Source organism: Nocardia puris (genome assembly GCF_036051655.1).
GTDB classification, from domain to species: Bacteria; Actinomycetota; Actinomycetes; order Mycobacteriales; family Mycobacteriaceae; genus Nocardia; species Nocardia puris.
In genome coordinates this window covers 3706809-3718459 of sequence record NZ_CP107943.1, presented here as the reverse complement: position 1 = coordinate 3718459, position 11651 = coordinate 3706809, and the positions used below count along the sequence as shown (strand labels likewise).

Here is an 11651-nt window from a genome sequence, read left to right as displayed (position 1 = left end):
ATCGCAGCACACGCGGACTCACCGTGGAAGTCGGCGGCCGGGCCGGGCGGTCTCGCGCAGTCTCGGCGTGTCGGTGCGCACAGACGAAGAATCGGGTGCGACATTGTGCCGCACCCGATTCGGTTCGGGGATCACCCGTTGGAGACCCGGATCACCGGTGGGCGGCGTGGCCCCGTGCGGGCGGCGGCGGTGGTGAAGATGTGGCGGGCGCGCACGGCGGCCGGGCTGGTGGACCAGGGCGCGAGCGCCGTGGTGAACATCAGCTCGCACCACGACAGCGCGGGCACCTCGCCGGCGGCGAGGGTGGCGATGAGCGACATCTCCACGTCGTGCCCCGACCAGGCGGCCAGCAGCCAGGCGGCGTCGAGGCGGCCGAGGAATTCCTCGGCGTCGTCGGGCGGACCGTGCGGGGTGTCCACGGCGAGGTGCACGGCCGCCGAGATCGCGTGCCGCAGGGTGGCATCGAGACCGGCGGCGTCGCGCAGCAACAGCGATTCCAGCGCCGCGCGCAGGTCGACGGCGGGATCGGCGGCAGGCTCCGTCCGGAGCTCGTTCGCGTTGCGAGTCACGGGCAACCCCTCCTCGGTGTCGGTGTTCACGGGCGGATGGGTGCCGGCCGCCCGCACCGAGCGCAGGTGCCTGCCCGGTCTCGGTTCGGGTGCTTCGGCGTCGACCAGGCTCAGCAGCGCCCCGGGATTCCAGTCCAGGCTGCCGAAGACGTGGCACCAGTCCAGCGCCGGATTGTCCTCGGAGTAGACGAGATCCAGCACGAGCCCGGACATGGACGCGGCACACGCCAGCGTGATCTCGTCCACGTCGGTGTCGGTGACGGTGAGATGCAGGGTGGCTTCGGAGTGCCCCGCGTCGGCACGGGCGCGGCCCGCCAACCACACGGCGCGCGACGCGGCGGCCATGGTGCCGGCCAACCGGTCGCCGCGGGGATGGTCGGCATCGCTGTCGAGGAACGGCCCGTACCACAGCGCCCGCCCCTCGTCGGCGCAGACCGCGAAGGTTCCGTTGCCGCAATCGGCCGCGGCCGCCAGGGAGATATGCGGAGTGGATCCACTGTCCTCGGCCATGTGCACTCGCCTCCCGCAATGTTCGCGCAATTCGGTTGTCCGCCGAATGCCGGGCGCCGCAGCGGCGTTCGCCCGGCATCGGGCCTTGAAAAGATCAAAGACGGTCGCGAGGGTGAATGTCCAGAGTCGGTGTGCATTACCGCGCGCCCCAAGGGGTACCTACACCGAGCAGTGCGCGCCCTACCGGGTATGACTGCCGATCCGGGCACGGCATATCACCGGCAATGCGTTTCCGCACATTACTCCCCCCGGTACCGTCGAGACATGCCCCCTGTTTTCGCGGCGTCCGGCATCGGGTGCGGGACCGAGCACCACCCGGTCCCGTCGCCGACGCGAGCGGGGCGAATCACCGCGCGCCCCATCGGCCTCGAATCGCGGTGTGGGTCAGGACTCCTCGCGCGAGCGGGCCGCGGCGGGTTCGGGGCAGGAGGTGCGAATGCCGAGGAAGAATTGGATGCGCCCCGGGTGGTTGCTGGAATCCACACGGAAGAGTTGCGCGTCGAGACTGAAGCATTCGCCGGTGCGAAGGTCGCGCAGGTGCATATGGGGCCGGTCACGTCCGTAGGTGGTGTGGCCGGCCGACCACATGCGGCGGAATTCGGGATACCGGCCCAGTTCCTCGAGGAGTTCGGTCGACCAGGCGGTGTCGCCGGACTGGCCGATGAGCCCGCGCAGCCAGTCGACGGTGAGCATGGCCTCGCGCTCCCATTCGACCATCACCCGTTGGGACACCTCGTTGCCGAAGAACCAGCGCAGGATGTTCACGTCGTCCACCAGGCCGGGGAAGGCCTCGGCATAGGAATCGTTCCAGCACAACAGGTTCCAGCGGGTGTCCAGGTAGCCGGCCACGTTCGGTTCGTGCAGGGCCAGCCTGCGGCGCATATCCGCCCCGATGCCCGCGCGCAGCTGCGCCACCGTGGGGAAACCGTCCTCGGAGAGCCCGGCCAGATCGAACAGGTGCCTGCGTTCGGCGTCGGAGATCGGGCTGATGCGGTTCAGGTAGCCGACCAGCGCCTCGACCACGGCCTTCGTGGGATGCTCGCGATCCCCACCCTCGAGGTGCGTGACGTAGCTGGAACTGACACCCGCCGCGAACGCCAGCTTCTCGCGGGAGATCCGCCGATCGTCGCGCAATCTGCGCAACACCCCTCCGAAACTCGGTGGCCGCAGCAGACCGTTTGAGCTGACCTCGCTCGACTTGCGTGACACAGCAATCCGCTCCTATGAGAAAAGAACACGTATCAAAACAAGTGGGGCACTTCGCTGTCGACTGCTCGAATCGCGCGGCCCGCGCCGCGCCGACTCCGTTTCCCTTCTCCCGTCTTCACCAGTCCCCGGGCGACACCCGTCGCGCACGATATTAACTGACTTCTCTCATGTATATTCGCTCCAAACCCGGTGTCGGAGTTAAATTTCAGCTACATTCTTCCTGGTCACCGCGCTTCGCGGGCCGGTCGGCGCGGGGTACGCGGGTGTGCGCGGGTCCCGGGAAAACGCGCGAGATCCGGTCGCGCCGGGGAGTGTCGCGGGGGCCGGGAAAGTGATACTCCGCGTCACTTGAATCAGCCTGCCGGAAGTCGCGGCATCCGTCAGGCGACAGCTCGAGAAGTGTGCGCTCCCTCGAAATCTCCGTAGCGGGCCGGAGGACTGCGGCGACCGAATCGTCGCCCGGGTCGCCGACCATGCCGGGCCCGCGCATCGCGTCACCGCCGACCAATCCCCTAACGGTGCGCGAACTCTCCGCTTCGCGTGCCCGCGAGGAAGGCGTCCCACTCGGCGGGGGCGAGGATCAGTGCGGGGCCGGTCGGGTTCTTCGAATCGCGAACGCCGACGGCGCCGTCCAGATGCGCGACCTCGACACAGTCACCGCCCGTCTTGCTGTAACTGCTCTTGAACCAGTCCGCTGCGGACATGCTGACGTTCATTCCCCGCACTCCTCCGCAATCGCCCGTATCAGCGACCTGGACTCGGTATCCCCCAGCGCGACGCGTTCGATCTCGCCGATGGCGGCACGATACTGCTCGATCTCAACACCTTTGTCCAGGTACAGGGCACCAGTGTAGCCCTCGACGTACACCACGGGCGGCTCTGTCAGAGAAGGATTGGCGTGCTCGGGGAACTCGAGTAGGACGAACGAACCGACCTGCAGCCCCAGCCACCCGACGGCGGTCATGGGGATGACTCTGATGGACACGCCAGGGTGGTCGCCGAGAAGGAGTAGATGCCTGGCTTGCTCAGACGTGGTCCGATCGTCCCCCATGCGATGCCGCAACGCCGCCTCGCTCAGGAGTACGTCGAAACGAAACACATCGCTCGATTCCGCCAGGCGCTCTTGGCGTTTCGCGAGCACCGCCAGATGGCGGTCGACATCGCCATCCGACAACGCCGGACGATAGGCACGCGCCATCGCACGCCGGTAGTCGGCGGTCTGCACGAGCCCCGGCAACATCGTCAGCTGGAACGACACGATGCGGCTCGCATACTGCTCCAGTTCGATGAACAGGTTGTTGTGGTCGAGAATCGCGTTGCCGTACGACTGCCACCAACCCGTCTTGCGCGACTCCTCCGCGAGCCAGAACAGTTCTCGCCGCAGTTCGTCCTCGACCCCGTACACGTCGCACAGTTGACGGAGCACACCTCGCTTGATGACGGCGACCTGAGCTTTCTCCAAGCGCCACAACGTCTGTGAACTCATCTCGCCGAGCTTCGCGGCCTTGTCGCGGGTGAGGCCGGCGGCCTCCCGCAGCAAGAGCAGGCGGCGAGCGAGCAGTCGCCGGGGCGGCGGCGTCGCCTGCGGCGCCACTGTCCATTCCGCCGAATCGTCTGCCATGAAACCCCCTTGTTCGACAGGGCCGCCGAACCATTCCAGTTGATTTGGAAGGAATCGGCCTTCCTCTAATTCTGTTGGGAATATTAGCTTTCGGACCCCGCAGTGGTCTACTCACAGAGCCCAACAATTTCTCGCATACGTCCGACGATCGGCGATTCCAACGATCCCCCGGACGAGGTTGGTCCTGTCCGAAATTCCTATGTCGCACCCGATGCGCCGCCGGCGCACCGGGGGGAGGGTTGATACCTTGGACCGCATACCTTTTGGCGCAACCGTGCAGGAACGTTGCTACTTCTATCGTCGGATATGCGACCTTCCAGCTGTGGTCGATCCGCCATTCCTCGGCCGGATCACCATTCCGGCAACACACGTGTGGGCGCTCATCATGCCCGCTGGACTCGGGGAAATCCGTCATGCAAGAGCTCCGCTACCAGAATGAGAACCTCGGCCCGATCCTCCACCACCCCCGCTCGGACCGCTGGTCCTTCCTCGTCCGCCCCGACATCCCCGACGACGTCGGACTATTCGCGGAACTGTTCCGCGCCAACGTCTCGGTCGTCCGAGAGGGGCCGCCCACTGCATGCGAACCGCGACAGCGGTAGAGCTCCCGACTCGAGCGAGACCGGACAAGCACAGGCTGCGTCTGCCGGCCCGCGAATGGCACATGTCACCCGCGCCGGGGGCGATACACGGTAGGTGCTGAAAATCGGGCGGAACCGTGGCGGCACCGGCTGCGTCATATAGTTGCAGCGGGGGAAACTGCCACGTCGACGCCAGGAGAGCCATGCGCATCGCTCACGCCCTACGCACCGCGATCACGGGGGGTGCGGTACTCGTGCTGGCCGCGGGGTGCGGAACGGAGGTCGGTGGGCAGGCCGAGTCCACATCGACCACCACCACGCCCGCCATGGACAACTTGCTCAATCCGTGTACGGACATCCCGGACGAGTGGTTGGTTGAAACGGGCGTCGATCCAGCGAGCGAGCGTGACACGGTGAACCCCTCCGACGCGTCTGCATGGCGAGTATGTGGCTGGAACTCCGTCGAGCTCCCATATCGGGTCGACGTCATGTCCTCCAGCCGCAAACTGGAAGAGATTCGCGCCAACCCAAGTCTCGTCCTGCTCCGCGAGACCACAATCGGAACCCGCCCGGCTCTGGTCACCCGCAACCAGTCCGACACGGATACGGAGAGCTGCTATGTAGCCTTCCCGGCGGATCAAGGCTCGTTCACAATCGCCGTTGGTTGGCGCGCATCTCAGCCGAAGACTCACGATCGATGCGATTTGGCAATCAAGCACGCCACTGATCTGGAGCGCCACCTACCCAATTAGGGCGCCGCCCGCAGCGGCGATGAAGACATATCGCGAGGGGAGCATGACAATGACTGGTGACATGCAAGGCCATCTGAAGACCTGGCAGAACTTCAAAGACCAAGCGATAAACGGCGAGTTCACGATGGACCACGAGATCGGCGCGGCTCTTCGTGATCGCTGCAATACCCTTCTGGTCGCCCTCGATCAAATGAAAATCGACGCCCAGAACCTGCAGTATCTGTCTGGCTATGGCAGCCTGCCCTCGGCCCAGGACTTGCAGAGCAAGTTCCAGAAAAAGGCGACCGGCGGCGCTGACCACGACCCCGATGACAATGCCGTCCACCGCATTCAACAGCACATCGAGGTGGTCAAGACGATGCGCGACGCCTACCTCGCCGCGATCGGTGAACTCCAGAACACCGATCAGAACGCCGGAAACCAGATGGGCACCCAAACCGAGCAGGTGAACTGATGGGATTGAATCCGTTCGAATCCGTGGCCGACGCGCTCAATTCGGTCAATCCGTTCACCGCCCCGGCCGCGATCTTCAACTCCCACGACAAGTCCGACGAGAACCGTGACAGCGATCGGAACCGCGCCACCGAGGGCGAGAACGCGTGGAAGGACGATCGCCAGATCATCCAGAACGAAGGCAATCAGCCAATTCGACGAAGTCGCTCACCGTCCTCGGTCTCGGCGATATGGGAACGGCGCCGGCACGGTCGTGGGCCGGCGCCGGGTACGCCGTCACCGTGTGGAACCGCGGTCCCCGAACAGCGCCGGAGGGTAGCGCGCCCACCTCCACCGCCGCCGAAGCCGTCGCCGCCAACTCTCTCGTCGTCGTCTGCTTGCCCGACGACGCGTCCGTGCGCGCGACACTCGACGGCCTCGACCTCACCGGCCGCGACATCGTCAACCTCACCACCGGCACCCCCGGTGAAGCACGGGCGCTCGCGGAGTGGATCGGCGCGCGCGGTGGCCGGTTCCTGAACGGCGGCATCATGGCGGTCCCGTCGATGATCGGGGTCGCGGATTCGGGCGCGTACATCTTCTACAGCGGGTCGGCGCAGGCGCACGCGGCACACGCCGAAGCGCTGGCCGTGCCCGCCGGCGTCGAATACGTCGGCACCGACCCGGGTTTCGCGGCGTTGTATGACATCGCCCTGCTCAGCGCGATGTGGGGCATGTTCGCCTGCGCCGCGCACGCGTTCACGCTGATCGCGAAGGAGGACATCTCGCCGGTCGAGTTCGCGCCGCGCATGGTCGCCTACCAGCGGGCCATGGCGGGATACGCCTTCGGCACGGCGGCGCAGCTGGCGGGCGGCGACTACACCGAGGGCATCGAGTCGACCACCGGCGTGGTGGATCTGCTGCGCCGATAGCGCCCGCGCCGCACGGCCCCGTGCGGAAAGATTCCTCGAGAAAGTTCGGGAGATGTGTCGAAGGGTGACGCCCTGCTCCGACCGATAGGTGACAGGACGTTCTTACAACGAGTGAGGAGATCATCATGGGCGTCACCACTTTCTTCTGGTTCGAGGCGCAGGCGGAGGAGGCCGCGCGACGGTATGTGGAGTTGATTCCGGGGTCGCGGGTGGTGGAGGTGTCGCGGCAGCCGGACGGGTCGGCGTTCGTGGTGGCGATCGAGCTGCAGGGGCAGTCGTTCACGTTCATGAACGGCGGGCCGGGGCATCCGCTGACGGATGCGGCGTCGGTGCAGGTCACCGTGGACACGCAGGAGGAGGTGGACCGGCTGTGGGCGGCGCTCACCGAGGGCGGGCAGCCGGGGCCGTGCGGGTGGCTGGTGGATCGGTACGGGATGCACTGGCAGGTGGTTCCGGCGAAGCTGACCGAACTGCTGGCGGGTGAACCGCATCGCGCCGCGGCGGCGGGGGCGGTCATGCAGACGATGTCCAAGCTGGATATCAAGGTGCTGCAGGACGCCTACGACAAGGCGTGACCCGCCGGGTCCGCTGGCTTCGGCCCATCCGTGGTGTCCGCGCGAGTGGCCACTCGCGTACAACCCACCCACAGGTCGCTGACCTCGTATCGGGGTCGCTCCGTCGAACAGGCACGGAGCGACACCGATTCGGCGCCATCCCGGCTCGGATCGGTAGCCCTGTGATCGCCAGCAACCACGAACCCGCCGTCCACACTGCACCAACTGGACGCTTGATAGCAACCGCGCGATCCGGTGAGCTGCATCGCTCACCGGATCCCGGGTTTCCCGGCGGCCAACGCGCCCCGGTGATCGACACGAGCACCTGACACCCTGGCCGAGTGGCATGACCTGTACGTTTCCGGTGCGTCGCACACAATGGCCCACCACACCGGCCTCCCCATCACCCACACAGGTCGAACGATCAATCGCACCGGCATCGCCCGCGTGCTCAGCGTCACTCCCCTGGCGGCGCGGGATTGCGGATAGCATCGCCTTGCCTTCGGTGGCGGTAGCTGGGCGGTGGAATTCCGTTGTCGGACAACGGTCCCCGATCCGGTATCCCGGCACACGCCGCCGCTGCGCGCTGTCCACAGCGTGGTGGGCGCACCCGTTCTTCCACCGGCACGACGGCGTGCCGCCCCGGGATACTCACCAGCAAGGACCCCAATAGATGAAACATCTATCTGCGGACTACTTTCGGGCGCCCCACGACTTCACCGCCGGCTTGCGGGCCGAGGGGCCGGTGCACCAGGTCACGTTGCCGACGGGAGCGCGAGCATGGCTGGTGGTGGGATACGACGAGGCGCTGGAGGTGCTGCGCCACCCCGATATCCGCAAGAATCCGCCGGGAACGCCGCCGAAACGGGACGACGCCGCGGTGAGCCCGCGGGTCAAGCGGCACCTGCTGAACACCGACCCGCCCGAACACTCCCGGTTGCGCAGACTGGTGACGCCCGCGTTCGCGCCGTCCAAACTCGCCGCGCTCGCGCCGCGCGTCGAAGCCGTCACCGACGAGCTGCTGGAGCGGATCGGGCGGGCGGATCGGGTGGACCTGCTGGAGGAGTTCGCGTTCCCGCTGCCGATCATCGTGATCTGCGAGATGCTCGGGGTCCCGGCACGCGACCGGCCCCGGTTCCGGGAGTGGTCGACCGTGATCGTCGACGTCAGCAAGGCCGACGCCTCCGAAAAGCGCAGCGCCACCGACGCTTTCGCCGACTACCTCGACGGCCTGATCGATGCCCGTCGTGAAGATCCGCGCGCGGACATGATCTCCGACCTGGTCGCGGCCAGCGACGACGGCGGCAGGCTCACCCGCGACGAGCTGGTCGCCATGGTGTTCCTGATCCTGGTCGCCGGGCACGAGACCACCGTGAACCTCCTCGGCAACGCGATCTACACGCTGCTCGACGACCCCCGCCGCTACCGCGCCCTGCGCGCCGATCCCGGACTGGTCGCGCCGTTCGTCGAGGAGATCCTGCGCTACGACGGCCCGGTCAACTTCACCACCGTCCGCTTCACCGCCACCGAGGTCACGATCGGCGGCGCGACGGTGCCGGAGGGCGAACTGGTGCTGGTCGCGGTGGGCTCGGCCAACCGCGACGAACGAAAGTTCCCGGACGGCAAAAGCTTCGATCCCGGCCGGGGGAACTCCGGACACATCGCGTTCGGCCACGGCATCCACTACTGCCTCGGCGCCGGGCTGGCCCGGCTCGAAACACGCATAGCCCTGGACGGATTGGCGCGGCGCTACCCCGACCTGCGCCTCGCCGCCGGGGACCTGCGGTGGCGTGAGAGTCTGCTCATCCGCGGACTGCACAGCCTGCCGGTGCACCCGCACGGCGCGCCGTCGGCCGCGGTGGCGTGATCCGTCAGTCGGCGACGAACGCCGGCGTCCACGGTCGCGTGCGGACGATGCCCCGGCGCGCCGAGAGGATATCGGCGCCGTAGCGCAGCAGCCAACGCGGCAAATGGAACTGCACGGCCATGAACGTGTCGAGGATCCGGTAGCTGAACGCCGGATACTGCGACAGGTCGGCGAGGGTCGCGTCGAGCGCGGCGACCGCCTTGTCGATCTCGGCGCGACTCACGGTGAGCGGCGGAAAGATCCGCAGCGCAGGGTGTTTCGCTGCCGAGTTCATCGAGATGCCGGTCAGCACGCCGCGCCGCACCATCTGCAGGAGGATGCCCTGTTCGACGAGCGGATTGAGCACCTTCATCCCGACCATCAGCCCGCGCCCCTCGACCTCCAGGACGAGGCTCGGATACCTCGCGGCCACCGAGGCGAGTCGGTCGAGGAGGTAGTCCCCGAGCCTGGCGGCATTGCCCGCGAGATCGTCGGCGACGATCTTCTCCATCGCCGCCGCGGCCGCCGCGCACACGAAGGGTGACCAGCCCGCCTCGGTGTCGAAGGGTAGTGCGCCGCCCGAGGTTTCGAGCGCCGCGGCGAACACCTCGTCGCGCACGACGGTCGCCGAGATCGGCACATGACCCCCGGACATCGCCTTGGACACCACGAGGATGTCGGGCACCACGTTCTCGCGATCGACACCGAAAAGCGTTCCGGTGCGGCCGAATCCGGTCTGCACCTCGTCCGCGATCAGCAGCGCGCCGTGCCACCGGCACAGGCGGGCGACCTCCGTGAGGTAACCGTCGGGCGGCACGGTCACGTAACCGCCACCGACCACCGGTTCCAGGCACACCGCCGCGACACCGTCGTCCAAGGCCGCCGCCATGGCGCGCAGATCACCGTAGGGCACGAAACGCGTGTCGGGATCGGCGTCGAAAAACGGTGCCGTCAGATGGTTTTGGCCCAGTAGTGCCATCGCCCCGAGCGTCTTGCCGTGGTAGCCGGTGGTGGCGGCGACCATCCGGGCGCGGCCGGGGCGGGCCAGCCGTGCGAGCCGCCGCGCCACTTCCACCGCTTCGGAGCCGCTGCCGCTGAGGATCACGTGCTCGAGATCGCCCGGCGTGATCCGCGCCAGCGTTCGCTTCAACTCCTCCGCGGCGGCCGTGCGCAGTGGGGGCGGGACCATCGCGAGCTCCGCGAGTTGGCGTTGCGCGGCCCGCTGCACGTCCGGATCGAGGTGGCCGAGCCCGAAAACCCCGTATCCGGCGGAGAAGTCGAGGTACTCGCGGCCGCGCTCGTCGACGATGGTGTGCTCGCGGGCGCTCACCTCGATGGGCAGCCGGCCCGCGCGCATCATCAGGGACAGCGAGGGGTTGTAGTGACGCCGGTAGATGTCGAGCACCGCGCGCCGGGATCGGGCGGTCATGCGATTCGCTCCTCCGCGACCGTGCCCACCGCGTCCACGGCGGCGCGGATGCCGTCGAGCGCCCGCTCGAGTTCCGCGCCCGTGCAGATCAGCGGCGGACGGAGGCCGAGGACGCCACGGTCGAGTGCACCCTCCCAGGCCAGCACGCCGTGGGCGCGAGCCTGGGACGCAGCGCCTCTCGCCGACGCCGGGTCGTGGAAGGTGATCGCGGCGAGCTGACCCACGGAGGCGACGGATTTCACCACTTCGGCACGCCGGAGATGAATGTCGTTCAGTGACTGCCGAATTCGTCGCGCGTTGATACGACTGCGGCCCGGCAGGTCCTCCCGCTCCATCACGTCGAGCACCGACACCGCCGCCACACAGGCCAGCGGATTGCCGCCGGTGGTCGAACCGTGCAACCAGGGCCCGCGCCGTCCGTAGACGCGACGGTTGATCGCCGCCCTGGTCACGTAGGCCCCCACCGGCAGCACCCCGCCGCCCAACGCGCCACCGAGCACGAGGACGTCGGGCACCACGTTCTCGGCGTCCACCGCGAACCGCGCACCGGTGCGCCCGAGTCCCGTGATGGTCTCGTTGACGATCAACAGCGCGCCGGACTCGTCGCAGATCTCCCGCACCGCGCTCAGGTACCCGGCGGGCGGGACCGTCAGCCCCTCCCCGGTGGCGATCGGCTCGAGGACGACAGCGGCGGGCCGTGCCCTTTCCACCGCCCGGCGCAATTCCGTTGTGTCACCGAATCGGACGAACGCCACGTCGATCGGCGCGCCCGCAACCTCGGCCCTCTCCGGAGATCCGAGGCGCGACACACTCATCGCGCCACCGCTGCCGCCGTGGTCGGAGCCGAGGGTCGCGACGAAACCCCTTCGCCCCGAACGCCGGTGGTAGCCGAGCGCGAGCTTGAGCGCGCCCTCCATCGCCTCGGCGGCCGAGTTGGCCGGATAGGTGACCGCCAGGTCGCCCGGCGTGCTTTCGGCGAGGTGGCGCACCAGATCCGCCAGCGGACGGTTCAGGAACATGCGCGTCGACTGCGGCAGTACGCTCAGCTGCGCCGACACCGCCTCTCGCACAACGGGATACTGATAGCCGAAAGCGGCCGACGCGCAGTCGATCAGCTCGCGGCCGTCGGCGGTGCGCAGGGTCGCGCCGGACGCGCCGACGATCACGGGTTCTGTCACGGGCATGGTCGAGTTCCCCTTCCCTCTCGACGGCGACC

Annotated in this window: 11 protein-coding genes; 5 read left to right on the top strand and 6 right to left on the bottom strand. The window is 67.7% G+C overall.

Features of this window, described 5'->3' with window-relative positions; genetic code table 11:
• Window positions 1-131: 131 nt before the first annotated feature.
• The 4 genes from OHB21_RS16990 to OHB21_RS16975 all read right to left on the bottom strand — a co-directional run bounded on the left by OHB21_RS16990 (window position 132) and on the right by OHB21_RS16975 (window position 3909).
• Complete coding sequence (locus OHB21_RS16990; protein WP_084537757.1) at window positions 132-1079, bottom strand: hypothetical protein; 948 nt, start codon at window positions 1077-1079, stop codon at window positions 132-134.
• 384 nt (window positions 1080-1463) lie between these two features.
• Complete coding sequence (locus OHB21_RS16985; RefSeq protein WP_084537758.1) at window positions 1464-2288, bottom strand: helix-turn-helix transcriptional regulator; 825 nt, start codon at window positions 2286-2288, stop codon at window positions 1464-1466.
• Window positions 2289-2800: 512 nt separating this feature from the next.
• On the bottom strand, window positions 2801-3004 hold the full coding sequence (locus OHB21_RS16980) for a DUF397 domain-containing protein (RefSeq protein ID WP_067510016.1): 204 nt from the start codon (window positions 3002-3004) through the stop codon (window positions 2801-2803).
• On the bottom strand, window positions 3001-3909 hold the full coding sequence (locus OHB21_RS16975) for a helix-turn-helix domain-containing protein (RefSeq protein WP_195126205.1): 909 nt from the start codon (window positions 3907-3909) through the stop codon (window positions 3001-3003). The genes OHB21_RS16980 and OHB21_RS16975 overlap by 4 nt, the downstream gene beginning before the upstream one ends.
• A 784-nt stretch (window positions 3910-4693) precedes the next feature.
• Between OHB21_RS16975 and OHB21_RS16970 the strand changes: the two genes are divergently transcribed.
• From OHB21_RS16970 to OHB21_RS16950, 5 genes are all read left to right on the top strand, one after another.
• On the top strand, window positions 4694-5242 hold the full coding sequence (locus OHB21_RS16970; RefSeq protein ID WP_084537759.1) for a DUF3558 domain-containing protein: 549 nt from the start codon (window positions 4694-4696) through the stop codon (window positions 5240-5242).
• Between the two features lie 49 nt (window positions 5243-5291).
• A complete protein-coding gene (locus OHB21_RS16965; RefSeq protein ID WP_195126204.1) occupies window positions 5292-5696 on the top strand; it encodes a hypothetical protein in 405 nt (134 codons plus the stop codon).
• 145 nt (window positions 5697-5841) lie between these two features.
• Window positions 5842-6606, top strand: a complete 765-nt coding sequence (locus OHB21_RS16960; protein WP_324195152.1) for an imine reductase family protein — start codon at window positions 5842-5844, stop codon at window positions 6604-6606.
• 125 nt (window positions 6607-6731) lie between these two features.
• On the top strand, window positions 6732-7181 hold the full coding sequence (locus OHB21_RS16955) for a VOC family protein (RefSeq protein ID WP_067510029.1): 450 nt from the start codon (window positions 6732-6734) through the stop codon (window positions 7179-7181).
• A 652-nt stretch (window positions 7182-7833) separates the two neighbouring features.
• Window positions 7834-9027: a cytochrome P450 family protein gene (locus OHB21_RS16950; RefSeq protein ID WP_328439526.1), complete on the top strand. Its 1194-nt coding sequence runs from the start codon at window positions 7834-7836 to the stop codon at window positions 9025-9027.
• A gap of 4 nt (window positions 9028-9031) precedes the next feature.
• Here OHB21_RS16950 and OHB21_RS16945 read toward each other — a convergent pair whose 3' ends face one another.
• Window positions 9032-10435, bottom strand: a complete 1404-nt coding sequence (locus OHB21_RS16945; protein WP_195126201.1) for an aspartate aminotransferase family protein — start codon at window positions 10433-10435, stop codon at window positions 9032-9034.
• A complete protein-coding gene (locus OHB21_RS16940; protein ID WP_195126200.1) occupies window positions 10432-11619 on the bottom strand; it encodes an aminotransferase class III-fold pyridoxal phosphate-dependent enzyme in 1188 nt (395 codons plus the stop codon). Before OHB21_RS16940 ends, OHB21_RS16945 begins: the two co-directional genes overlap by 4 nt.
• Window positions 11620-11651 lie beyond the last annotated feature (32 nt).

Bases quoted from the DNA above. Each gene is read 5' to 3' on its own strand.
- OHB21_RS16990 (WP_084537757.1), bottom strand. From the start codon at position 1,079: ATGGCCGAGGACAGTGGATCCACTCCGCATATCTCCCTGGCGGCCGCG.
- OHB21_RS16980 (WP_067510016.1), bottom strand. From the start codon at position 3,004: ATGAACGTCAGCATGTCCGCAGCGGACTGGTTCAAGAGCAGTTACAGC.
- OHB21_RS16975 (WP_195126205.1), bottom strand. From the start codon at position 3,909: ATGGCAGACGATTCGGCGGAATGGACAGTGGCGCCGCAGGCGACGCCG.
- OHB21_RS16970 (WP_084537759.1), top strand. From the start codon at position 4,694: ATGCGCATCGCTCACGCCCTACGCACCGCGATCACGGGGGGTGCGGTA.
- OHB21_RS16965 (WP_195126204.1), top strand. From the start codon at position 5,292: ATGACTGGTGACATGCAAGGCCATCTGAAGACCTGGCAGAACTTCAAA.
- OHB21_RS16955 (WP_067510029.1), top strand. From the start codon at position 6,732: ATGGGCGTCACCACTTTCTTCTGGTTCGAGGCGCAGGCGGAGGAGGCC.
- OHB21_RS16950 (WP_328439526.1), top strand. From the start codon at position 7,834: ATGAAACATCTATCTGCGGACTACTTTCGGGCGCCCCACGACTTCACC.
- OHB21_RS16945 (WP_195126201.1), bottom strand. From the start codon at position 10,435: ATGACCGCCCGATCCCGGCGCGCGGTGCTCGACATCTACCGGCGTCAC.
- OHB21_RS16940 (WP_195126200.1), bottom strand. From the start codon at position 11,619: ATGCCCGTGACAGAACCCGTGATCGTCGGCGCGTCCGGCGCGACCCTG.